Raw genomic sequence first — 21,415 nt, 5'->3', positions numbered from 1 at the left:
AGTCAGTCAGTCGTTGAGCAAGCGCCCGTGACGCAGCGCTTCGCGCCCCGCCACCTTGGCCAGCCAGAAACCGGGTTGGGCATAACGCAGCCGTTCAATGGCAAACAGCACCCCGGACGTACCAGCACACACCGTGCTGACCCGATCCGCTAACGGATCGATCACTTCGAAAATCTCATCGCCGGCTTCAATCCATTCACCGGGTTTACGCAGGAAACTCACCACACCCGGGTGCGGTGCAAACAGCAATTCGGTGCCTTCGAACGGCAGGCCTTCGCACGCTTCCTGCGCAGGCTTTGGCCATTCGCCGCTGATCAGCCCTTGCTCGGCGAGGAACGCCAGAATGCCTTCGGCATAAGCACAGGCTTCAGCGCGACCGGTGTCGGCCTGACCACCCAATTCAATGGTAGTCGCCAGGCAGGCCAGCGGAATTTGCGCATCGGGAAACTGACGCGACAGACGCAACCATGGCAGCGAGCAGGCCTCATCGAAGGAACTGCCACCGGAATCTTCCGCCAGCAGCCCCACTTTCACGTCCAGGTGCGCGGCGAGGGAACGCCATTGCGGCCAGTGCTGCGGCAAGGCATACATGTGCAGCGCCGCTTCGGCATCGCAATGCAGATCCAGCACCACATCGGCGGTGCAAGCGTGGCTGAGCAAGATGCGCTGCATGCCTTGCAACTGGCTCGCGGCCGGCGGCAAGGCGTCGAGTGCATCACTCATGGCCTGGCGAATCATGCGGATGTTGGCGTGCGGATCATCACCCAGACGCCCGTCCAGCGCAGCGGCCACTGGCGCGCTCAGCTCGACGAAATCGCGGTTGAAGTTCTTGCCGCTGCCTGCCTCGAAACGCCCTTGATGGTTGCCTTGCAACAGCTGACCGAGGCCCAGTGGGTTGGCCACTGGCACCAGTTCGATCACACCGTTGAGCAAGCCTTGGGCTTCGAGTTCGGCCAGGCGCTTTTTCAGCTCCCAGGCCGTGCGCATCCCCGGCAGCTCATCGGCGTGCAGGCTGGCCTGAATGTAGGCTTTGCGCTCGCCAGTGCCGAAGCGGAACACCGAAATCTGGCGTTCGCTGCCCAGGTGGCTCCACGGCAATGAATGATCGATGCGCTCCATATCAGTGCTTCCGCGGGGCCAGATAGCCCAGCCAGCGGCCCTCGGCCAGTTTGAACAGCTTGACCAGAATGAAGGTCAGGCACAGGTAGAACACACCGGCCGTGATGTAGGCTTCGAACGGCAAGTAGAACTGGGCGTTGACCGTACGCGCGGCACCGGTGATGTCGATCAGGGTCACGATGGACGCCAGACTGGTGGTCTGCAACATCATGATCACTTCGTTGCTGTACTGCGGTAGCGCCCGGCGCAGGGCCGACGGCAACAGGATGCGCTTGTACAATTTGTAGCGCGACATGCCCATCGCCTTGGCCGCTTCGATCTCACCGTTCGGCGTGGCGCGCAGGCTGCCGGCGATGATTTCAGCGGTGTAGGCACTGGTATTGATCGCGAACGCCAGGCACGCACAGAACGTTGCGCTGGACAGCCACGGCCACAGGAAGCTCTCACGCACCGCTTCGAATTGCGCCAGCCCGTAGTAGATCAAGAACAGCTGCACCAACATCGGCGTGCCGCGGATCACGTAGGTGTAGAGCCAGGCCGTCATGTTGACGATCGGCTGCTTGGAAACGCGCATCAAGCCCAGTGGCAAGGCGCACAGCAGGCCGAAAAACAGCGACAGCGCGAGCAATTTAAGGGTGGTCACCAGGCCGCCGAAGTACAGCGGCAAGGCCTCCCAAATGACGTTGTAGTCGAAGATCATAGATCAGCCGCCCTTACGCCTACCGAGTAGCGCTTCTCAAGGTGACGCAATGCCAGCAACGAGACGCTGGTGATTACCAGGTACATCGCCGCCACTGCGAGGAAGAAGGTGAAAGGCTCGCGGGTGGCATCTGCCGCCTGCTTGGCCTTGAACATCATGTCTTGCAGACCGACCACCGAAATCAGCGCAGTCGCCTTGGTCAATACAAGCCAGTTGTTGGTGAAGCCCGGGATTGCCAGACGAATCATCTGCGGCACCAAGACCCGGAAGAACACCTGAAAACTGCTCATGCCGTACGCCATGCCGGCTTCTGCCTGACCTTTGGGGATCGCCATGAAGGCGCCACGGAAGGTTTCCGACAGGTACGCACCGAAGATGAAGCCCAGGGTGCCGATACCGGCGGCCAACGGGTTCAGGTCGATGTAATCGTTAAAGCCAAGCATCGGTGCGACACGGTTAAGCAAATCCTGGCCGCCGTAGAAAATCAGCAGGATCAGCACCAGGTCGGGAATACCGCGGATCACCGTGGAGTACAGATCGCCCAGCCATGCCAGCCAGCGAACCGGTGACAGACGCAATGCAACGCCGATCAGACCCAGAACGATGGCCAGGGCCATGGACGACAAGGCGAGCTGAAGCGTCAGCCATGCGCCATCGAGGATGACAGCCCCGTAGCCTTTCAACATGATTCAGGTCCTCGAATGTTGGGATGAAAAAATGGCGCAAACCTCAGAGATCCTGTTGCTTGCGCCATTTCGGACTTGTCGCTTGGACGTGTTACTTGCCGTAGATATCGAAGGCGAAGTATTTGTCCTGGATTTGCTTGTACTTGCCGTTCTCGCGAATGGCAGCGATCGCGGTGTTGATCTTGTCTTTCAACGCGTCGCCCTTGCGAACCGCGATACCCACGCCGTCGCCGAAGTATTTGACGTCGGTGAAGGCAGGGCCAACGAAGGCGAAACCTTTGCCGGCGTCGGTTTTCAGGAAACCGTCATTGAGCAGCGTAGCGTCTGCCACGGTGCCGTCGAGGCGGCCAGCAGCCACGTCGAGGTAGATTTCGTTCTGCGAACCGTACGGCTTGACCTCAGCACCCAGCGGGGCCAGGACTTCGCGAGCGAAACGCTCGTGGATCGAACCACGTTGCACGCCGATGTTCTTGCCCTTGAGCTCAGTCAAGCCTTCGCTGACTTGAGTGCCTTCCTTCATGACCAGGCGGGCCGGGGTGTTGTAGTACTTGTTGGTGAAGTCCACGGACTTCTTACGGTCTTCAGTGATCGACATGGACGACAGGATCGCGTCGATCTTGCGCACTTTGAGTGCCGGGATCAGACCGTCGAACTCTTGCTCGACCCACACGCACTTGACCTGCATCTGTTCGCACAGGGCGTTGCCGATGTCGTAGTCGAAACCAACGATGCTGCCGTCCGGCGCTTTGGACGCGAACGGAGGGTAAGCCGCTTCGATACCAATTTTCAGAGGCTTTTCATCGGCGAAGGTTGGCAGAGACAGCACGGACAGTGCCAGGGCGCCAAGCAGCACGAGTTTCTTCATCTTGGGACTCCATCGGTAAAGGGCTAAAACGGCAGAGTGAGCGACAGCCCAATATGCGAATGAGTGGAACCGGAAAAGCGATGCTGCGTTGTAGGAATCGCGCGTTATTTTCAACGCGGGCGACAACGAGCGAGTGATCGGCATTCTAACGACAGGCCCGAAGCCGATATTTCTTCAATGCGACAACTAATTACAGAAGCACCGAGAAAGCCGCTTGAGCGCGTTGACAGCCTTGCAAATTCATGCAAGAGCAAAAGACAGTGAACCGATCTATGCTGCAAATTGCGGGCCTATTATTGGCAAACCCTTCTAATCCGGCAAGCGCAGCGTTGTGTCTTATTTTTCAGGGTGGTTGCAGAGGCCCGGGAATGGGGCGATGCGTTTCTCAATGCCCCGCCTCCGAACGCGCGGTTACACATTTAGTTACTTGAAGGGCGGCGGGTAACAGTAGGAATCGGCTGACAGGTGAGCCGATAAATATTGGTTGAAAATCAACGTTGATCGTCCTGATCGTGCTGATCGTTCCCACGCTCCGCGTGGGAATGCCGCCCGGGACGCTCTGCGTCCCTTCCTGCGTGTGACGCAGAGCGTCACTGGATGCATTCCCACGCGGAGCGTGGGAACGATCCCTACACAAAAACCCCAGGCAATAAAAAGCCCCGCCAGGCGCAATGCCGGGCGGGGCCTTGGTGACTCAAGATTGTTACTTACGCAACATTCATGGTCTTGTGCGTCTCGATCAAATGCTGCACTACACCCGGATCCGCCAGGGTGGAGATATCCCCCAACCCATCGTATTCGGCCGTCGCAATCTTGCGCAGAATGCGCCGCATGATTTTGCCCGAGCGGGTTTTCGGCAAGCCTGGCGCCCACTGGATGACGTCCGGGGATGCAATCGGACCGATCTCCTTACGTACCCAGTTTTTCAACTCCAGACGCAACTGCTCGCTCGGCTCTTCGCCACTGATCAGGGTGACGTAGACATAGATGCCCTGCCCCTTGATGTCGTGCGGCACGCCGACGACGGCGGCCTCGGCGACTTTCGGGTGAGCAACCATCGCACTTTCGATTTCGGCGGTGCCCATGCGGTGGCCGGAGACGTTGAGCACGTCATCCACACGACCGGTGATCCAGTAGTAACCGTCTTCATCGCGACGGGCGCCGTCACCGGTGAAGTACATGCCACGGAAAGTCTTGAAGTAGGTGTCAACGAACCGATCATGGTCGCCATACAGCGTGCGCGCCTGACCTGGCCACGAATCGAGAATCACCAGGTTGCCCTCGACAGCGCCTTCGATGATGTTGCCCAGGTTATCCACCAAGGCTGGCACCACGCCGAAGAACGGACGTGCCGCAGAACCCGGCTTGAGCGCGTGAGCACCCGGCAGCGGGCTCATCAGCGTGGCACCGGTCTCGGTTTGCCACCAGGTGTCGACGATCGGGCAGCGGGACTGGCCGACGTTTTTGTAGTACCAATCCCACGCTTCCGGGTTGATTGGCTCACCGACCGAACCCAACAGACGCAGACTGCTGCCATCAGCGCCTTCAACGGCGGCCTTGCCCGACGCCATCATCGCGCGGATAGCGGTCGGTGCGGTGTAGAGGATGTTGACCTTGTGCTTGTCGACGATCTTCGCCACCCGGGTGATGTCCGGGTAGTTCGGCACGCCTTCGAACAGCACGGTGGTCGCGCCGTTGGCCAGCGGGCCATAGACAATATACGTGTGGCCGGTGACCCAGCCGACGTCGGCGGTGCACCAGTAGATTTCGCCCGGACGGTAGTCGAACACGCGCTCGTGGGTCATCGCCGCGTACAGCAGATAACCGCCAGTGGTGTGCTGGACACCTTTTGGCTTGCCGGTCGAACCGGAGGTGTAAAGGATGAACAGCGCTTCTTCAGCGCCCATTTCTTTCGGCGCGCAGACCGTGCCCGCCACTTTCATCAGGTCTTCAAACCAGATGTCGCGATGCTGGTTCCACTTGATGTCGCCACCGGTGCGCTTGCACACGATGACTTTTTGAATGCTGCTGGTTTCCGGGTTGGTCAGTGCGTCGTCGACGTTGGACTTGAGCGGGATCTTCTTGCCGGCGCGAATGCCTTCGTCGGCCGTGATCACCACTTTGGATTTGCAGTCGATGATGCGGCCCGCCAGGGCTTCCGGCGAGAAGCCACCGAAGACCACCGAGTGAATCGCGCCGATCCGGGTGCACGCCAGCATGGCGACCACGGCTTCGGGGATCATCGGCATATAGATAGTCACCACGTCGCCGCGGTGCACATCCTGGCCGCGCAGGGCGTTGGCGAACTTGCAGACTTGTTCGTGCAGCTCGCGGTAGGTGATGTTGCGGCTCTCGGCAGGGTCATCGCCCTCCCAGATGATCGCAATTTGATCGCCGCGCTCGGCCAGATGGCGGTCGAGGCAGTTGTAGGAAACGTTCAGGGTGCCGTCGGCGAACCATTTGATGTCGACATGGTGATCGTCGAAGGACGTCTGCTTCACCGTGGTGAAAGGCTTGATCCAGTCGAGGCGCTTGGCTTGTTCGCGCCAGAAGCCGTCCGGATTGACGACGGACTGCTGGTACATCGCCTTGTAGGTCGCCTCGTCAGTCAGCGTGTTGGCCAGAACCTCGGGACGAACGGGATACAGGGAAGCCGCACTCATCTTTCTTACCTCGGTGGAATAGTTGTTTTTGTATGACCCTGTTGTAGCCGGGCCGGGCCTATAGAACCATTCGACGATGGTAGTAACAAGCCCCTACAAATTATCGTGATAAGCCCCGGACACGCCTGGAACGCACGTCCCAAACACCCCGCCAGCCCATTGGTTATGCGGCTTGAGCGCAAAAAGTAATAACGCGGTCCACTCGAAAAACCACGTCGCTATTTCGCTAATAAACCGCCTTTTACAACGTAAATCGGTGATTGTTACGAAATCTGTCAAAGGTGTTTATCAAAAGCCCACCTATATGAATGCAGACCCCACGCCTAAAATCTGCCTCGCCAACAAGGCAAACCCTGATTAACCAAGTTGCAGCCCCCACGAAGGCAGTTAATCAACCCACCAGTAATCAAGTTCCACACGCAACCCCAAAAAGGTTGCGTGACCCCACTCGACCTTTAAAAGGTAAAAAAGAAATGAAAGCTTTATTAGTTCTGGCCCTCAGCAGTCTGTGCGTAACCGCCATGGCAGACGAGGCTCCGACTGATGTTGCGCAGCAAAAACCGGCCATCGAGGAATACACTTACTCCACTCACCTGGACATCGCCAAAGTTATCTCCATGAGTGAAGTCCCGGATGTGTGCGGCGTCGTTCCAATGAAAATGGAATACGACGACTCCAACGGTCAACGCCATATTCTTCGCTACAGCATCATGGGTAACGGCTGCTCTAACGGCTAATCACCCGGCACTCCCCTAAACGGTTCGACCCATCCGCCCGCTGTTTCAGGCAGATGAAGCGCCGAACCGTATAGATCGATTTTTACGATTGTTTTAAGCATTTATTTGCGCTTTTTAATCAAATTTGTCGGCGTAGTATGAATTCCACACCCAAGGCACAAAACGCCCACGAACCTGGAGCCACTACCATGAAAACCAAACTGATCCTCGCCCTGACCCTGTCTGTCCTGGCTGCCAACACCTTTGCTGCTGACGGCTACGACCGCACCGGCTCGGCGGCTTTCACCACTGAAGCGGCTGTTGCTGCTGACGGCTACGACCATACCGGCTCGGCCTCCTTCGCCGCTGATGGCGCCGATCACATCGGTGCAGGCAAACTCGCCGCTGACGGTTTTGATCACACTGGCACCGCCAAAGTCGCTGCCGACGGTTTTGATCACACCGGAGCCGCCAAGGTTGCTGCCGATGGCGCTGATCGCGTCGGTGCCGCTCGCTTCAGCTGATCATCGAGCGTGACTTACAGCCCGACTTCGGTCGGGCTTAGTTGTGTCTGGACCCACCGAAAACCGATTCAAAACACAACATGTAGTGAAAAACCGGTTTTTTTGGCTATTTTTTGAACAAAAAAATTGTTCGCCAAAATTTATGAAAAAAAATCTTCACCCGCGATATCCAGCCAAAGCCCTATAAACCCTCGCTCCGACCGAAAAACCTTCCTTCTCGACCGCTCCATGCGCGGATTCGCCCCACCACGGCCGCAAAAATTTCCCTATAATGCCGGCTTAAACGGGCCTGCAATATTCCCTTACAGGGATAACAGCCAGTCTGAAGCCCACGCCGAAGTCCTCACCGATTTCTGCGCCCGTCAGAGGCTCTCGGAACCCCGTACTAATTTATGTTTATTTGCCTGCGTGTACCGCTGCAAAAAACGCTATCCAACGCGGCCAGTAAGGTCGTGTGAAAAACCAACCATAGAGTTTTCACACGGGCATCTGGCCCTCACGCAGGAGACGACACGTCATGCTGAGCTGGGACGAATTCGACAAAGAAGACAGCGGCGAGACCGTGGTAAAAGGCGCCAACGCCGGCCACGCGACTGAAGCCAACATGGACCGACTCGACACCGCTGGTGGTGTCGCCGCTCAAGAAGCTCGCGCCGTAACCGCGACCGACTCTGCCGCTATCGCCCGTGCAAAAGCTGCCCTGGACAACCTCGACATCGCCGAAGGCCTCGCCGAACTCGAAGGCGCCTCCGCCCGTGTTGCCGTCGACGAAAAGCGCATGATCAACTGCCGCGCCGACCTCAACCAACTCGTGCCTTTCAAGTACGACTGGGCCTGGCAGAAGTATCTGGACGGTTGCGCAAACCACTGGATGCCGCAAGAAGTCAACATGACCGCCGACATCGCCCTCTGGAAAGACCCGGAAGGCCTGACCGACGACGAGCGCCGCATCGTCATGCGTAACCTCGGCTTCTTCTCCACCGCCGACTCCCTGGTTGCCAACAACCTGGTCCTGGCCGTGTACCGCCTGATCACCAACCCGGAATGCCGCCAGTACATCCTGCGCCAGGCTTTCGAGGAAGCGATCCACACCCACGCCTACCAGTACTGCATCGAATCGTTGGCCATGGATGAAGGCGAGATCTTCAACATGTACCACGAGATCCCATCGGTCGCGAAAAAAGCCACCTGGGGCCTCAAATACACCCGTTCGATCTCCGATCCGAAGTTCGAAACCGGCACCGTCGAAACCGACAAAGAGCTGCTGCGCAACCTGATCGCCTACTACTGCGTTCTGGAAGGCATCTTCTTCTACTGCGGCTTCACCCAGATCCTCTCCATGGGCCGCCGCAACAAAATGACCGGCGTCGCCGAGCAGTTCCAGTACATCCTGCGCGACGAATCCATGCACCTGAACTTCGGCATCGACGTGATCAACCAGATCAAAATCGAAAACCCGCACCTGTGGGATGCCGAGATGAAGGAAGAAGCTTCGCAGATGATTCTGCAAGGCACTCAGCTGGAAATCGAATACGCACGTGACACCATGCCTCGCGGCGTGTTGGGCATGAACGCGGCGATGATGGAGGACTATTTGAAGTTCATCGCTAACCGTCGTTTGTCGCAGATTGGTTTGAAGGAAGAGTATCCAGGGACGACTAACCCGTTCCCTTGGATGAGCGAGATTATGGACTTGAAGAAAGAGAAGAATTTCTTTGAGACTCGGGTTATTGAGTATCAGACTGGTGGGGCGCTTAGCTGGGACTAATAGTCTCGCTCGCCACGATTTGACGATTGCTGCCTGAATCGACAAGTCGAAAAATTAAAAGCCCCGATCTGATCGGGGCTTTTTTATTGGGGAATGAATTCCTACCTTTCACCCCTACGCTACTGCGTCAAAACTCCTACAGCACTTACAGCTGCTTCCGCATTGATGTCCATTCAAAGCACCACTAAGCTCCATTGCAGGTGCCTAAGAAACGCCCAACGTAGAAAGCTTGGTCAATCACACAGATGCGCAATTCACCCTATGGTGTTTTGTCGCTCGAAGGTGACGGCTTTGCTCGTTGGGATTTCTTAATTCCACTCTACGTTGGGTCTAGCCCTGCCCCCTTAATACGTAGAGGTCACGGATTATGTCTACTCAACTCGCATCCAGAAGTTTACCCACACCAATGAACGACGAGAGGGAGCCTCTCGCATCCACCCTATTCACTCGTCGCGACATTCTTCTCCACGCCCTACTCTTCGAAAACCAAGCCTGGTTTTGCGCGCGTGATATAGGACGGCTAATGGGCAAGTATTTGGATGAGCGAATGTCCCGAAAACTCGATACAGATCAGCGACGGATGTTGTTGGTGCACGCTCACGGAGTAGCAGAGGAACGACTGATGCTCAGCGAATCGGGCGTGTATGCGTTATTGGTTTATCACTATTGCCCGGAATATCGCTCACTACGCGAATGGCTTACACATCAGGTTGTAGCTGCACTGCGTGACGCAAGACCATCGCGGGCAGTTGAGCGACCGACCTTGAGCGTTTTGGATTGGCCACAGATGCAACTGAGTTTGCTGCATTGGCAGAATGAACCATGGATTCGGATGCGGGACATGCCTTGCATCCTGCCGACCCAACAGCAAATATCCTGGTGGAGGAAAGCTTCACGGCTATTTCTATTTTAGAAAGCCGTTAAAGATGGGTGCAGCTTTCTGCACCCATTTGATTGGGAACGTTGAGCATCACGCCGACTGTTCACTTGATCGCTGTTGCTGAGAGTGAAGCGGGAACCCTTCAGGAGCGCCTAACAATACCCCACGCTCCATATCAAACGGCAGCACCCAAAGTGCGAGCTGCGGAGCGAACTCGAATACCTGCAGCGGCGCGTCAAATGCAGATCGTCTGGGGTAAATCAGCACCAACTCCCCCTCGCCCGCAAGGTATTTGTGGCCATAAGCGAACAACTGATAAAAATCGGACTGCTTCAAACCGTAGCTTTTATCCTCAGAGGATGAACTCAATCGCTTCCATTTTGTGTCCAGCACCCAACTCTTTTGTTGATGGTGAACCATCAGGTCCGGCCGTAGCTGGAAGAAATTTTTGCCTTTGTGTTGACACAAATACTCACTGTGAGATTGAGTTTGCAGTTGGGCATCGCCCTGCAAATCCCTGCCAAGACTCGCAGCTACATAGCGCTCAAACAGCCGTTCCATCGGGAACAGCAAGCTCATGCCATGCCAATCTCCAGCAACCGCCAAAGGCATCTGTTGCTTGATGATCAGCTCGCACCAGGGTTTTACCGGAACGTAGTGCGCCATCAGTCGCTCGTTGCTCCATTGTTTAAAATCCTGTTGCACGTCACGGCTTGTTGGCACCTCTAACAAAACACATCTTAGCTCATGAGCCAGTCGCCAATTACCAGCATCATTAGTCGTTTTGCAGACCTGATCTAACGCTAATTTGAGCAATCGATTTTCTGGTCGGTCGGGCAGATAGATGTCGTGTCGAATCTGAAAATGGTGCTGACGACCAAGGGGCTGGCGCATCTGCTTAACCAAATCCAATTGACCACGCAGGAATCGCTGCTCCTCTTCTACGCGTTGGTAGTCAAAGCGTAGACCTCGCTTAATCAAATGATCCAGAGCCAGCAAGAATCGGCCCATGACCCATTCGCTCAACGGCGCATCGAAGTTTTGTAGATCCGCCGCGCCGACTTCTCGGGTAGGTAAATTTAGAGAAGCTTGGATCATGCGCCGCAACAATGCTCTGCTCTGCTTGATACAGTCCTCTTGCTCAAAATGCTTGGGAAGAATTTCAAGACGCGTGCCGCAGGGTGTTTCCAGTACACCGACATAATTGTCGAGTTTCAGTAAACGGCGGTTCTCAAGTTGAACCAGCGCAGCTCCAGCATTGCTGAAAGAAGCGTTGAGTTTGCATAGCCAGTCAAAGGCAGACACTGAAACTTGCGCAAGATCCAAAGTCGGCTTAGTCACCTTATCCGTCGTCAGTCTCGCGTACTCTCGAACCGTGATGACGGGTTTCACGCCGTCAAACCTTTCTTAGTTTCAATAGCGCCTTGCAGGCTCAAGGGGATCGCTTCGTGATCAACGACTCCACAAAAAGACTCAATTCGGTCGAAGGCATCTTCGTTGATAAGCCATTGGTTACTTTGGTTACTGAGCACCACTTGATCACCGAACAACGATCCCGGATTGAACGGTGGCTGTTTGATAAAGCAATTTTCAGGGGCCTTGCGATGATCGTTAAGCACCCACTGAATTCGTAGCCAGTCCTCAAAAAAGTACTCTTGCAGCAATGGGAGCACTTGCTCACGAAAGATTAGCCCCAACCGTTTCAGCGTAGGTTCACTCTCTAAAGGCATGAAATACGCGTGCCCCAGACAATGATCACGGTCTAGCAGCATTTCGATTCGCTGATTCATCACAGTAAGGAGCTGGGCGACGTTTAGTTCGCCCACGAAAATATTTTTCAGTAGCTCAGGCTTCGGCGGCATTTCACGGAAAGTGAAACGACGACGCAACGCGATGTCTAGACCCGCCAGCGAGCGATCCGCAGTGTTCATAGTACCAATGAGATAGACATTACTCGGAACGCTGAAATGATCCTTCGAATACGGAAGCGTCACCTTCAATGCCTCATCAGCTCCGGAACGCTTGGACGGTTCTATGAGCGTAATCAGCTCGCCAAAAATTCGTGAAATGTTGCCGCGATTTATTTCATCGATGATAAGTACGCGAGCATCGCTCGAATCGGCTGTCACCTTGGCCGCTTCACCATCGGTTGGAGTATCCAGAATGCGCTCGACCAAAATCGGCAAAATATTGTTGTAGCCATTGACGAGAAATGGTTCCAGCTTGGTTTCTGAGACCTTTTCAAAAACTAGCTTGTTGCGAATATCTGTGACGGTTAATTGCCCGGAACGCACATAATCAGCAAGCGTGTTGAGGATGCTCATCCCTATCGGTAGTTCTTTCCCCTTAGGCTTAATCAAATTGAGCAACTCAACGGACGCGCTCGTAACTACATATCCCGAAGCAAATGACTCTCCTACCGTAAATGGAACACTAGGCTTTTTCATATGGGTGATGGCAGTGGCGCACAATTTTTTGAACACGCCATCGACAACGTGATAGCGCAGTTTTCCGTCCTCTCCGCTTTCTGCACGCAACCCCTCAACAAAGTCCTCGTAGCTGAAGCTTTGATGAAAAGTAACGAACTCAACACGTCCCTCTGCAGATAGCTCATCGAAGCGTTTCTTCAAAGCTGCCCGACCGTTGTTGACCTGTAGAAACTCAGGATCAAGTATTTCTAGAGCGGCCTCGATGGTGGCGTACGTCTTGCCGGTTCCCGGTGGACCAAACAAAATCTGGTTGAGTGCAGGCGAAGTCATCGAGTCACTATCCTTGCTACGTGAGCAAAATGGGCATTGCTGGCTTCCCTCACAGTCGATGAGGTTTGTATGAACCGAACCAACGTAGGAAACGGCTCACAGCCGCAGGAAACTAATCCTACAACGGTAACCACATTGCTATCACGGGTAAAGCCGTACAACGAAGTAGGTCGGATTAGCGAAAAAGCTGTGCAGAAGGAGATCCTAGCGACTATAAAAACGATCCCACGAAGAGCCAGAACACTCATGAAATTCGACCTCGCCTACTGCCTCAGCCTCGACGACAAGTTGTCGATCTATGACGTGCGCGATTTGAATTTCGACGAGACGATGGAGTTCGATTCCGCGAAGGAACACTTCCAATGCCCCAATGACGCATGCAGGGCAGCGTTCGATGGGTTGAATGTGCTGACCACGTTCAACGCCAAAAACGTGAATTACGTTCGCACCCCGCACTTCAAGAACACGCCCAGCACGCGGCATGTGGCGGATTGTCCTTATGTCAGTCTCAAGGCGTCGGCGTCTGGAGTGGATGCGGACGGTGCGGAAACGGATGACAGTCGCGAGGAGCATTTCCCGTCGGAGTTGTTGCTGACTCGGCGTCAGTATGTGCGTAAGCCGTCGAACCCGGCGGAGGCTACGGATGTGGTGCGGGACGATCCGAAGCCAACCGCTGTGGCTAGCAACACAGAACACCCAAGCCATGAAACAGCGCCGGACAAAACCAGTGTCTTCGCCCATCCGGTGGAGTGTTTTGTGTCGAACTTCGGGGACAAGGAGTTGCTCAAGCGCATGCCGCTGAAGATTGGCGAGCACACGGCGCCTTATGGGTCGTTCTTCAAGAAGATCGAGTATTTGCTGGATAACAAGGGGCTGATTTACTGGGGCAAGATCAAGGAGATCAAGGATTACACCCAAAGCTTTCGTATCGATTTCGAGCAGAAGGTCTGGTTCAAGCAGGCGGACGAGGCGAAGAAGAAGCCTTATTCGGTGAACGTTTACTTGAGCAAGAAGTTGATCGAGAACTACCGCAAACGCAAAGCCTTCCTAGAAGAGATCAAGCACGCCATCGACAGCGAGGCCGAGTTGTATTGCTTCTTTTATGGTGTGACGCCGGAGTTGAAGCAGGTGCCGAGCAAGAAAAACCCCGACCAGACGTTCGGGGTGTTCAGTGCGAATATCGAGAACCTGGATCACTTCATTATTCGGGAAGCGCCGGGATTGGAGGCGAAGTAACTGCATTCAATGCTGGTACATGCTGACCATCACCAGCACCAGCAACCCAATATAAACCCGCGCATGAACCTGATCCGGTATCCGCCCGATCCACGGCGCAGCCAATCGAATCCCCACCAACGACCCCATCGTCAAAACCGCAAACGCCAGCAGATCCACATAACCCACAAACCACGTGCCCAGATCAAACTCGGTGAACGCCGCCATTGCCATGTAAGTCGCTGTGCCGGCGAGCGCTACCGGCAGGCTTAGCGGATTGGCCATGGACGTCGCGTGACTCATGCTCAACCCGCATCGCCGCAACAGTGGCACGGTCATGACGCTGCCGCCGACGCCAAGAAACGTGGCAATCATGCCGATTCCTACGCCGCCGCCAGACTGTTCTGCCCTTCCCAATCGCCGTGGAATTGCAGTGTCGGACGCTGTCAGAAACCCGCGTCTGAACACGCAGTCCGCGATGGTCACGGCTAGGTAGGCGATGAAGGCGTAACGAATCAGTTCGCCACTGACCCACGTCGCGGCCACGGCGCCGACCGTCGCGCCCAAACCGATGAAGCCACCCAACGGCCACAGGTAATGGCGAATGAGATTACCCGCGCGGTGGTGTTTTCGGGTGGCGATCAGTGCGTTGACGATCATCACGCAGGTCGAAGTCGCCACGGCGATGTGCATCGCCGATTGGCCGATCGGGTCATCGCTTCCGTGGCTGGTGGTTAACAAGCGGTACAACAATGGCACCACAACGAAGCCGCCGCCGAAGCCGAACAGCACGGCTGTGATGCCGGTCATGCAGCCGAAAAATGCCAGCAATAGATAAAACATCACGCGTCGTCCATTGATTGAGAGCGCTAGACGATAGAGCGAAGTGTCTTGGCCGGCTTCAGCAAGTCAGCCAATAATGTTCGCGTTTACGCCAACTGCCGGAAGCCGTTAGATGCGCAACGTTTCAATTGATCTGCTGGATGAAACACCCCGGCCCGTGGTGGCCATCGGCACCGACTATTCCCACTGGCATTTGTTGCCTCGTCATACACATCGACGGGCACAACTCCTCTACGGAGCAACGGGCGTGATGCAGGTCAGCACGCACGACGGCAATTGGGTAGTGCCGCCGCAACGGGCGGTGTGGATTCCGGCGGGTGTGGCGCATGAGGTCATGATGCTGGGGGTGAGCACGCGCAGTGTGTACATCGAACCGGGTGTGGTTGATCTGGGGGCTCGTTGCCAGGTCATCAGTGTGTCGCCGTTGATGCGGCACTTATTGATGGAGGCGGTGGAGATCCCGCTGGCGTATGACGAGGCCGGGCGCGATGGCGTGCTGATCGACTTGTTGCTGCATGAGCTGGCGCGCAGTACACACTTGCCGCTGCATATTCCTCTACCGGTCGATGCGCGGTTGCTGGAGTTGTGCCAAGGCTTCTTGCAGCGCCCTGATGCTCATCAATCGCCGCAGCAATGGGCTGATCAATTGCACGTCAGTCTGCGCACGTTCAATCGGCTGTTTCGCCAACAGACTGAGCTGAGCTTCAGCCAATGGCGGCAGCGGGCCTGCGTGATACTGGCCCTGGCCCGGTTAGCGGCGGGCGACCCCGTGACGCGCATAGCCCTGGACTTCGGTTATGACAGCCCCGGGGCATTCTCGACCATGTTTCGCCGCGTGTTGGGACAGGCACCGTCCGTCTGGATGGAGGCCACGAAATAGCAAAAATCAAAAATTGAGTTTGATCCGGGCGCAAAACAACTGTACAAAATCACAGTACTTTTTGGATTAGCACTCTCGAGCCCGGAGAACACCATGGCCTCTCTTGCGATGAAAATCACCCTGGAACGTATCGCCCTTTTCCAATTCACCCCGGCCCACTGTGCCCAGGCCCGAGCGATGCTGGGTTGGAGTGTGGAAGAGCTTTCGCAGGAATCCGCTGTCTCCGTGGACGCCATTCAACGATTTGAGGCCGAGCGCGATGTGCTGGATGTCACGCGGCTGGCGTTGGCGTATCGGTTTGAATCGGAAGGTCTGGTGTTTTTCCCCGGCTTTGCGCCGGGTCGAGGGATGAATGTGCGAGGGTCGACGCCTGATCCGGTGGGTCGGGCGGACTATGCGATGGTCGAGTGAGGTGTCAGCTGATGAATGGATTCGATGAATACAACCGACGCGGTCATCCGTCTTCGGGGGATGCCGATGGGGGCGAGATGAGGGCCAAGGCCGAATGCCTGATGAAGGTCGGGATGCTCCTCGATACTGGTCAGCTGGATAAGGCTGAAGCGGCGAAAAGGCTTGGGCTGTTGTCGTCGGAGCTGGATGAAATTCTCGACGGTCACGTTAGCGATCTGACGGTGGCGAAGATCGTGGGCCGCGCCAAAGTGCGCGGCCCGACGGCAGAGGATCAAGCGTTCTGAGCGGCGATCTGCTCAATTTCTTCTTCCACGCCCGACCACCAGGCGCTCCCCCGCTGCGGGTACATGACGTTGAACGCCTCGCCCATTTGCGGGGTGGTGATCGACACATTGCGCTCCCAGGCCAACGCGAGTATCCGGTCGAAGGGTTCATACCAGGCATGCATCGACAGGTCGAACGTGCCGTTGTGAATCGGCAGTAACCAACGCCCTTTAAGGTCGATGTGCGCTTGCAGGGTTTGCTCGGGCTGCATGTGCACGTGCGGCCACTCGACGTTGTAGGCACCGGTTTCCATGAGGGTCAGGTCGAACGGGCCGTGCTGTTCGCCGATGCGTTTGAAGCCGTCGAAATAACCACTGTCGCCGCTGAAGAAGATCCGCGTATCGCCGTCGATCATGACCCACGAGGCCCAGAGCGTGCTGTTGCCATCGAACAGGCCCCGGCCGGAAAAGTGTTGCGACGGCGTGGCAATGAACTGCATGCCATCGACTTCGGTGCCCTGCCACCAATCCAGTTGGCGCACTTTGCTGGCGTCGATGCCCCACTTGATCAACGTGTCGCCCACGCCCAGCGGTGTCAGGAAGTAGTTGGCCTTGTCCGCCAGTTTGAGCACCGCTTCATAGTCGAGGTGGTCGTAGTGATCGTGGGACAGGATCACCGCTTCAATCGGTGGCAATTGTTCCAGGCTGATCGGCGGCTGGTGGAAACGCTTCGGGCCAGCCCACTGCACCGGCGAGGCACGCTCGGCGAAGACCGGGTCGGTGATCCAGAACTTGTCCCGCAACTTCAGCAGCACGGTGGAATGACCGAGTCGGTAAACGCTGTGGTTGGGAGCAGCAATCAACGCGGCTTGCGTCAAGGCTTGCACCGGAACGGGTGCCGTCGGGCGGGTGTCGCTCGGTTTGTGGAAGATCATTTTCCACATGATGCGCAACATCTTGCGAAAGCCTTCACGCTGCACGGGTGAATGGTTGCGAAAGAGTCCTTCTACCTGACGGGACGCTTCAGGTGTGGGGGTAGCATTTTCCGTTGAGGACATTGAAGTGGCCATGACTGAATGACTCCAGAAAAACCGCAAATGGCGGTTTCCCACGGTGGGACGATAAATGGCCAAGGCACGCACGCATCAGCCGGAGACGCTATTTTTGACGGTGCAGGATTAACAAAACATTACACTGCACAGTGTAGTTTCAAGGTTGCATCAAACCCGTTCACAAGTAAACTACCAAGTGTAATTCTCCATTGCCTCCTGCCGAAGCGTACTTATGACAGCTCCACAGCGACTCACCGACCGTAAACGCGAAGCCATCATTCAGGCGGCGATTGCCGAATTCCGTGCCAATGGTTTCGACATCACCAGCATGGACAAGATTGCCGCCACTGCCGGTGTGTCGAAGCGCACGGTGTACAACCACTTTCCGAGCAAGGAAGAGTTGTTCGCCGAAATCCTCAATCAATTGTGGGCGCGGGTGACGGATGAGCAGGAAACCGCCTACCGCCACGATCAGCCACTGCGCGAGCAAATGCGCCTGATGCTCAAGGCAAAGTTGCAGATGCTGGGCGATAACAATTTTCTCGACCTGGCGCGAGTTGCGATTGCTGCCACCATTCATTCGCCCGAGCGCGCACAGAACATGGTCGAGCGAATGGGCGAGCGTGAAGAAGGGCTGACGGTGTGGATTCGCGCCGCTCAGGCCGACGGTCGCCTGAAACAGGTCGACCCACAATTTGCCGCGCAGCAGATCCAGGGAATGCTCAAGTCCTTTGCGTTCTGGCCGCAGATTTCCATGGGACTACCTCCGCTGGCGGAGGAGATGCAGAACACCGTGGTGGAGTCGGCGCTGGATATGTTCCTGGCCTGCTACCAGTGCTGAATCCGGGTGCAACAAATGACACGTTCTGCCGAGCAACCCCGTACAGGTCACTCTGAAAATAAACACTAAAATGTGTTTCAGAATGAAACTGGCGTGAGGGCTTATAGTGATGCTAATTCCCAGCATCACGCAGAGAGCATCATGACCACCAAGCCTAAAGACACCACTGCCGCGGCTCCCGTCGATCACCTGCGCTTTCACCGCCCTCACGCGCACCTGGAACCTACGTTCGGCACTGACAAGTTTGCCTTGCGCGCCGAGGCGTTTGCGCGGTTCTTCGGTACGCCGACCTTTCTGGGCGCCCAGACGTTGATCGTGGCGCTCTGGATATGCCTTAACGTTTTTGGCGTGACCCACTTCGACGTCTATCCGTTCATCCTGCTCAACCTGGCGTTCAGCCTGCAAGCAGCGTATGCCGCCCCCCTGATTCTGCTGGCCCAGACCCGTCAGGCAGCGCGGGACAAAGCCCAGTCCGACGCGGACGCCTTGCACCGGGAATCCCTCGCGGTGGCCAATAGCGAACGTCAGGCACAAGCGGCGAAGAACACCGCGCAACTGATGGAATTGCTCGAACAAAACACCCGGTTGACGGAAATGACCAAGAGCCTGACCGAACGCATCGAAAGCCTGACCTCGGAAGTGCATCAACACGTGTTGAACCACGATCAGTCGAAGACTTAACAACCGGTCAAGGCAATCGAAGCGCCCGCCCCAATTCATCAAACAACGTCACCACCGAGCGCAACGCTCGGCAATCCGGACGGGTCAGCAACCAGAGCGCGGTGTCGTATCCGTGCAAAGGGCCGGTCAGTGGTTGCAGTTGGTCGCCGATCAAAAAATCCGGCAACGCTGCGACGCCCAGTCCGGCGCGCACCAGTTCGGTGACCGACAGCATGCTGTTGCAGCGATAACCGGGCGTCACGCCGGGGAACTGCTGACGCCGCCACGCCACGGTGGGATGGTCGGGAAGAAAGTCATCCGGCGCGATCCAGGTCAGCAAAGCCAGGTCGTGCGCATCGACCGATTGCAGATACGCCGCGCTGGCGCAAACCCGATAGGAAATATCCGCCAGACGTCGACCGACCAGATGCTCGGGCGGTGTGCGAGTCAGGCGCAAGGCAATGTCAGCATCACGACGGCTCAGGTTGGCAAAGTCGTTTGAGGTGCTCAATTCGAGGGTAAGCGCCGGGTAGGACGGCATGAACTGCGCCAGCGCCGGCAACAGCAAACCTTGTAGAACCGAATCGGTGCAGGTCAGGCGCACGGTGCCGCTGATGACTTCACCGCCCTGCTCCACGCCAATGCGCGCGGCGTCCAGCGCTTGTTCGGCGCGTTCCGCTTGCTCGGCCAGGGATTGCGCCAACGTGGTCGGCAGGTAACCGGCGCGGCTTTTTTCGAACAGTTGCTGGCCCAATGCGGCTTCCAGTCGGCGAACGGCGCGAAACACCGTCGACACATCGACCTTCAACAGCGCTGAAGCCCTTGCCAGAGAACCGCCACGCACCAGGGCGAGGATCAGGGCCAGGTCGGGATAGTCCAGCCGATAGTGCGTGGGTGCATTGATCACTTGGGATAACGCCAATATTGATTGCGTGAACGCCAATCTATAGTGGGCATCAGGAATCAACAACCCCGGGGAATCACTCATGGAAACCAGCGCAATCCGCATCGCCCTGATCGGAGACTACGACCCACAGATCACCGCCCATCAAGCCATTCCCGTGGCCCTCGGCATGGCGGCCGAACAGCTGAATCTGGACGTTCAATTCGAATGGATGGCCACCGACCACTTGAACACTGACGCGCCGCTGGAAGCGTTCGACGGTGTCTGGTGCGTGCCCGGCAGCCCTTATCGCGACATGGACAGCGCGTTGCGGGCGATCCGTTTTGCCCGTGAACAGCGGCGCCCGTTCCTTGGCACCTGTGGTGGGTTTCAACATGCGGTGCTTGAGTTCGCCCGAAACGTGTTGGGCTGGAAAGACGCCGAACATGGCGAAACCCATCCCGACGCAGCGCGCGCGTTACTCACGCCATTGACCTGTTCACTGGTTGAGGCCGTGGACAGTATTCATCTGGTTGAAGGCTCGTTGATCGCCAAAGCGTACGAAAGCGCTGAAATCATCGAAGGATATCGCTGCCGCTACGGGGTTAATCCGCAGTTCGAAAGTGAGTTATTGACCCAACAGCTGCACGCCGTTGGCCATGATTCAGCCGGCGACTTGCGGGCGGTGGAACTCCAGGGTCACCCGTTTTTCGTCGCCACGCTGTTCCAGCCTGAACGCGCAGCGCTCAAGGGCACGCCACCACCGCTGGTGCGCGCATTGATTGAAGCCTGCGCGAGACAGAAATCATGATCGCCCCGACACCGGCAACACCTTATTACGCGGTGATTTTTACCTCGCTGCGCACCGAGGGTGACCAAGGTTACGCCGAGGCCGCCGAGCGCATGGTGGAACTGGCCCGTCAGCAACCTGGGTTTCTGGGTGTGGAATCGGCTCGGGGCGAGGATGGCTTGGGGATTACGGTGTCCTACTGGGCCAGTGAAGCGGCAATTCTGGCGTGGAAGCATCATCCCGAGCACAGTGAGATTCGCGAGCGTGGGCGCTCGACGTGGTATTCGGCGAGTCATACGCGAGTGTGCAAGGTTGAGCGTGATTATCGCTTTACGCTGTAAGAGTTGCGCTGCCCTTCTGGCCGCCATCGCGAGCAAGCTCGCTCCCACAGGGGTTATGTGTCGTTCACAAAAACCAGTGTGGGAGCGAGCTTGCTCGCGATGGGGCCCAAACAACCACTACACCAACATCAGCCCCGCACAAGACTCCGAATCGCCGCAATCTCCGGCACTTCCCGCCGACTCATGTACACCCGCAACGGCTCGGAGATGTTGATCCGGTCATCGATATTCTGGTCCAGCAACAGCTGGATCAGCTCACGCTTGAGGGTCATGGCCTGCTCCGGTCCCGGTGCCCAGACAAACTCGCTGACAGGAATGATGCCGTCATCGGCGACGTCCATCCCGAAGGAGTCTTCGCTGAAACGCACAATGTAGTGGCCGGTCTTGCGATTGAGGCCGACGAAGCCTTTGAGTTGGTCGGCGGCCTGACAGATGAGTTCGGAAGTGATGCGCATATAAACCTCACAAAAAGGTCGTTAACGACCGGTGATTGATGGTTTACACGCAAGGAAAGCAATCGGATTTCCCTCTGCCGGGGAAACTGCCGACGCCAAGG

Annotated in this window: 23 protein-coding genes; 12 read left to right on the top strand and 11 right to left on the bottom strand. The window is 56.6% G+C overall.

Annotated features, from left to right (window positions below; genetic code table 11):
- Window positions 1-6: 6 nt before the first annotated feature.
- The 5 genes from ACM6I0_RS01015 to acs all read right to left on the bottom strand — a co-directional run bounded on the left by ACM6I0_RS01015 (window position 7) and on the right by acs (window position 6,033).
- Window positions 7-1,119 (bottom strand): M14 family metallopeptidase, encoded by a 1,113-nt coding sequence (locus ACM6I0_RS01015; protein WP_414921279.1) that lies wholly within the window; start codon window positions 1,117-1,119, stop codon window positions 7-9.
- Window position 1,120: 1 nt separating this feature from the next.
- On the bottom strand, window positions 1,121-1,819 hold the full coding sequence (locus tag ACM6I0_RS01010; RefSeq protein ID WP_285433810.1) for an ABC transporter permease: 699 nt from the start codon (window positions 1,817-1,819) through the stop codon (window positions 1,121-1,123).
- On the bottom strand, window positions 1,816-2,505 hold the full coding sequence (locus tag ACM6I0_RS01005; RefSeq protein ID WP_090187128.1) for an ABC transporter permease: 690 nt from the start codon (window positions 2,503-2,505) through the stop codon (window positions 1,816-1,818). The genes ACM6I0_RS01010 and ACM6I0_RS01005 overlap by 4 nt, the downstream gene beginning before the upstream one ends.
- A gap of 91 nt (window positions 2,506-2,596) precedes the next feature.
- Window positions 2,597-3,370: an ABC transporter substrate-binding protein gene (locus ACM6I0_RS01000; RefSeq protein WP_285433809.1), complete on the bottom strand. Its 774-nt coding sequence runs from the start codon at window positions 3,368-3,370 to the stop codon at window positions 2,597-2,599.
- 707 nt (window positions 3,371-4,077) lie between these two features.
- Window positions 4,078-6,033: an acetate--CoA ligase gene (gene acs / locus ACM6I0_RS00995; RefSeq protein ID WP_414921278.1), complete on the bottom strand. Its 1,956-nt coding sequence runs from the start codon at window positions 6,031-6,033 to the stop codon at window positions 4,078-4,080.
- Window positions 6,034-6,506: 473 nt separating this feature from the next.
- Here acs and ACM6I0_RS00990 point away from each other — a divergent pair, with 473 nt between their 5' ends.
- The 4 genes from ACM6I0_RS00990 to ACM6I0_RS00975 all read left to right on the top strand — a co-directional run bounded on the left by ACM6I0_RS00990 (window position 6,507) and on the right by ACM6I0_RS00975 (window position 9,954).
- Complete coding sequence (locus ACM6I0_RS00990; RefSeq protein ID WP_090187135.1) at window positions 6,507-6,770, top strand: DUF2790 domain-containing protein; 264 nt, start codon at window positions 6,507-6,509, stop codon at window positions 6,768-6,770.
- A gap of 188 nt (window positions 6,771-6,958) precedes the next feature.
- Window positions 6,959-7,273 (top strand): hypothetical protein, encoded by a 315-nt coding sequence (locus ACM6I0_RS00985; protein ID WP_285433807.1) that lies wholly within the window; start codon window positions 6,959-6,961, stop codon window positions 7,271-7,273.
- A 517-nt stretch (window positions 7,274-7,790) separates the two neighbouring features.
- On the top strand, window positions 7,791-9,041 hold the full coding sequence (locus ACM6I0_RS00980; protein ID WP_084322765.1) for a ribonucleotide-diphosphate reductase subunit beta: 1,251 nt from the start codon (window positions 7,791-7,793) through the stop codon (window positions 9,039-9,041).
- Between the two features lie 406 nt (window positions 9,042-9,447).
- On the top strand, window positions 9,448-9,954 hold the full coding sequence (locus ACM6I0_RS00975) for a Bro-N domain-containing protein (RefSeq protein WP_285433936.1): 507 nt from the start codon (window positions 9,448-9,450) through the stop codon (window positions 9,952-9,954).
- A 57-nt stretch (window positions 9,955-10,011) separates the two neighbouring features.
- On the opposite strand, the gene ACM6I0_RS00970 is transcribed toward ACM6I0_RS00975, so the two are convergent.
- Entirely contained in the window at window positions 10,012-11,313 is a 1,302-nt protein-coding gene (locus ACM6I0_RS00970; RefSeq protein ID WP_285433806.1) for an McrC family protein, read from the bottom strand.
- Entirely contained in the window at window positions 11,310-12,680 is a 1,371-nt protein-coding gene (locus ACM6I0_RS00965; protein ID WP_285433805.1) for an McrB family protein, read from the bottom strand. Before ACM6I0_RS00965 ends, ACM6I0_RS00970 begins: the two co-directional genes overlap by 4 nt.
- A 246-nt stretch (window positions 12,681-12,926) precedes the next feature.
- Between ACM6I0_RS00965 and ACM6I0_RS00960 the strand changes: the two genes are divergently transcribed.
- On the top strand, window positions 12,927-13,916 hold the full coding sequence (locus tag ACM6I0_RS00960; protein ID WP_414921277.1) for a hypothetical protein: 990 nt from the start codon (window positions 12,927-12,929) through the stop codon (window positions 13,914-13,916).
- Between the two features lie 6 nt (window positions 13,917-13,922).
- Here the strand turns inward: ACM6I0_RS00960 and ACM6I0_RS00955 are convergent, their stop codons facing one another.
- Entirely contained in the window at window positions 13,923-14,738 is an 816-nt protein-coding gene (locus ACM6I0_RS00955; protein ID WP_414921276.1) for a sulfite exporter TauE/SafE family protein, read from the bottom strand.
- Window positions 14,739-14,850: 112 nt separating this feature from the next.
- On the opposite strand from ACM6I0_RS00955, the gene ACM6I0_RS00950 reads away from it, so the two are divergent.
- The 3 genes from ACM6I0_RS00950 to ACM6I0_RS00940 all read left to right on the top strand — a co-directional run bounded on the left by ACM6I0_RS00950 (window position 14,851) and on the right by ACM6I0_RS00940 (window position 16,313).
- The gene (locus ACM6I0_RS00950; RefSeq protein ID WP_414921275.1) at window positions 14,851-15,618 is read left to right on the top strand and encodes an AraC family transcriptional regulator; all 768 of its coding nucleotides are present in this window, start codon (window positions 14,851-14,853) and stop codon (window positions 15,616-15,618) included.
- A gap of 93 nt (window positions 15,619-15,711) precedes the next feature.
- Entirely contained in the window at window positions 15,712-16,029 is a 318-nt protein-coding gene (locus ACM6I0_RS00945) for an XRE family transcriptional regulator (RefSeq protein ID WP_285433798.1), read from the top strand.
- 11 nt (window positions 16,030-16,040) lie between these two features.
- Window positions 16,041-16,313 carry an XRE family transcriptional regulator gene (locus ACM6I0_RS00940; protein ID WP_285433797.1) on the top strand — a complete coding sequence of 91 codons (273 nt, stop codon included), beginning with the start codon at window positions 16,041-16,043 and terminating at the stop codon, window positions 16,311-16,313.
- On the opposite strand, the gene ACM6I0_RS00935 is transcribed toward ACM6I0_RS00940, so the two are convergent.
- Window positions 16,301-17,362: an MBL fold metallo-hydrolase gene (locus tag ACM6I0_RS00935; protein ID WP_285433795.1), complete on the bottom strand. Its 1,062-nt coding sequence runs from the start codon at window positions 17,360-17,362 to the stop codon at window positions 16,301-16,303. The two genes, ACM6I0_RS00940 and ACM6I0_RS00935, sit on opposite strands and share 13 nt — an antisense overlap.
- A 214-nt stretch (window positions 17,363-17,576) precedes the next feature.
- Here ACM6I0_RS00935 and ACM6I0_RS00930 point away from each other — a divergent pair, with 214 nt between their 5' ends.
- Window positions 17,577-18,185, top strand: coding sequence for a TetR/AcrR family transcriptional regulator (locus tag ACM6I0_RS00930; RefSeq protein WP_285433793.1), 609 nt, complete (start codon window positions 17,577-17,579; stop codon window positions 18,183-18,185).
- A 141-nt stretch (window positions 18,186-18,326) separates the two neighbouring features.
- Entirely contained in the window at window positions 18,327-18,866 is a 540-nt protein-coding gene (locus tag ACM6I0_RS00925; RefSeq protein WP_222588096.1) for a DUF1003 domain-containing protein, read from the top strand.
- A 7-nt stretch (window positions 18,867-18,873) separates the two neighbouring features.
- On the opposite strand, the gene ACM6I0_RS00920 is transcribed toward ACM6I0_RS00925, so the two are convergent.
- Window positions 18,874-19,815: a LysR family transcriptional regulator gene (locus ACM6I0_RS00920; RefSeq protein WP_414921294.1), complete on the bottom strand. Its 942-nt coding sequence runs from the start codon at window positions 19,813-19,815 to the stop codon at window positions 18,874-18,876.
- Between the two features lie 16 nt (window positions 19,816-19,831).
- Here ACM6I0_RS00920 and ACM6I0_RS00915 point away from each other — a divergent pair, with 16 nt between their 5' ends.
- Together ACM6I0_RS00915 and ACM6I0_RS00910 are read left to right on the top strand one after the other, a co-directional pair.
- The gene (locus ACM6I0_RS00915) at window positions 19,832-20,539 is read left to right on the top strand and encodes a CTP synthase (RefSeq protein WP_414921274.1); all 708 of its coding nucleotides are present in this window, start codon (window positions 19,832-19,834) and stop codon (window positions 20,537-20,539) included.
- Window positions 20,536-20,859, top strand: a complete 324-nt coding sequence (locus tag ACM6I0_RS00910; RefSeq protein WP_414921273.1) for an antibiotic biosynthesis monooxygenase family protein — start codon at window positions 20,536-20,538, stop codon at window positions 20,857-20,859. The genes ACM6I0_RS00915 and ACM6I0_RS00910 overlap by 4 nt, the downstream gene beginning before the upstream one ends.
- Window positions 20,860-20,987: 128 nt before the next feature.
- On the opposite strand, the gene ACM6I0_RS00905 is transcribed toward ACM6I0_RS00910, so the two are convergent.
- Window positions 20,988-21,314: a DUF2025 family protein gene (locus ACM6I0_RS00905; RefSeq protein WP_414921272.1), complete on the bottom strand. Its 327-nt coding sequence runs from the start codon at window positions 21,312-21,314 to the stop codon at window positions 20,988-20,990.
- Window positions 21,315-21,415 lie beyond the last annotated feature (101 nt).

This window comes from Pseudomonas sp. IT-P294 (assembly GCF_949767865.1).
GTDB lineage: Bacteria > Pseudomonadota > Gammaproteobacteria > Pseudomonadales > Pseudomonadaceae > Aquipseudomonas.
The sequence above is the reverse complement of the archived record's forward strand: the minus strand, read 5'-3'. Positions and strand labels throughout refer to the sequence as shown.

Bases quoted from the DNA above. Each gene is read 5' to 3' on its own strand.
- ACM6I0_RS00915 (WP_414921274.1), top strand. From the start codon at position 19,832: ATGGAAACCAGCGCAATCCGCATCGCCCTGATCGGAGACTACGACCCA.
- ACM6I0_RS00910 (WP_414921273.1), top strand. From the start codon at position 20,536: ATGATCGCCCCGACACCGGCAACACCTTATTACGCGGTGATTTTTACC.
- ACM6I0_RS01000 (WP_285433809.1), bottom strand. From the start codon at position 3,370: ATGAAGAAACTCGTGCTGCTTGGCGCCCTGGCACTGTCCGTGCTGTCT.
- ACM6I0_RS00945 (WP_285433798.1), top strand. From the start codon at position 15,712: ATGGCCTCTCTTGCGATGAAAATCACCCTGGAACGTATCGCCCTTTTC.
- ACM6I0_RS00930 (WP_285433793.1), top strand. From the start codon at position 17,577: ATGACAGCTCCACAGCGACTCACCGACCGTAAACGCGAAGCCATCATT.
- ACM6I0_RS00935 (WP_285433795.1), bottom strand. From the start codon at position 17,362: ATGGCCACTTCAATGTCCTCAACGGAAAATGCTACCCCCACACCTGAA.
- ACM6I0_RS00990 (WP_090187135.1), top strand. From the start codon at position 6,507: ATGAAAGCTTTATTAGTTCTGGCCCTCAGCAGTCTGTGCGTAACCGCC.
- ACM6I0_RS00925 (WP_222588096.1), top strand. From the start codon at position 18,327: ATGACCACCAAGCCTAAAGACACCACTGCCGCGGCTCCCGTCGATCAC.
- ACM6I0_RS00965 (WP_285433805.1), bottom strand. From the start codon at position 12,680: ATGACTTCGCCTGCACTCAACCAGATTTTGTTTGGTCCACCGGGAACC.
- ACM6I0_RS00985 (WP_285433807.1), top strand. From the start codon at position 6,959: ATGAAAACCAAACTGATCCTCGCCCTGACCCTGTCTGTCCTGGCTGCC.
- ACM6I0_RS00905 (WP_414921272.1), bottom strand. From the start codon at position 21,314: ATGCGCATCACTTCCGAACTCATCTGTCAGGCCGCCGACCAACTCAAA.
- ACM6I0_RS01005 (WP_090187128.1), bottom strand. From the start codon at position 2,505: ATGTTGAAAGGCTACGGGGCTGTCATCCTCGATGGCGCATGGCTGACG.
- ACM6I0_RS00955 (WP_414921276.1), bottom strand. From the start codon at position 14,738: ATGTTTTATCTATTGCTGGCATTTTTCGGCTGCATGACCGGCATCACA.
- ACM6I0_RS00980 (WP_084322765.1), top strand. From the start codon at position 7,791: ATGCTGAGCTGGGACGAATTCGACAAAGAAGACAGCGGCGAGACCGTG.
- ACM6I0_RS01010 (WP_285433810.1), bottom strand. From the start codon at position 1,819: ATGATCTTCGACTACAACGTCATTTGGGAGGCCTTGCCGCTGTACTTC.
- acs (WP_414921278.1), bottom strand. From the start codon at position 6,033: ATGAGTGCGGCTTCCCTGTATCCCGTTCGTCCCGAGGTTCTGGCCAAC.
- ACM6I0_RS01015 (WP_414921279.1), bottom strand. From the start codon at position 1,119: ATGGAGCGCATCGATCATTCATTGCCGTGGAGCCACCTGGGCAGCGAA.
- ACM6I0_RS00960 (WP_414921277.1), top strand. From the start codon at position 12,927: ATGAAATTCGACCTCGCCTACTGCCTCAGCCTCGACGACAAGTTGTCG.
- ACM6I0_RS00950 (WP_414921275.1), top strand. From the start codon at position 14,851: ATGCGCAACGTTTCAATTGATCTGCTGGATGAAACACCCCGGCCCGTG.
- ACM6I0_RS00940 (WP_285433797.1), top strand. From the start codon at position 16,041: ATGAATGGATTCGATGAATACAACCGACGCGGTCATCCGTCTTCGGGG.
- ACM6I0_RS00975 (WP_285433936.1), top strand. From the start codon at position 9,448: ATGAACGACGAGAGGGAGCCTCTCGCATCCACCCTATTCACTCGTCGC.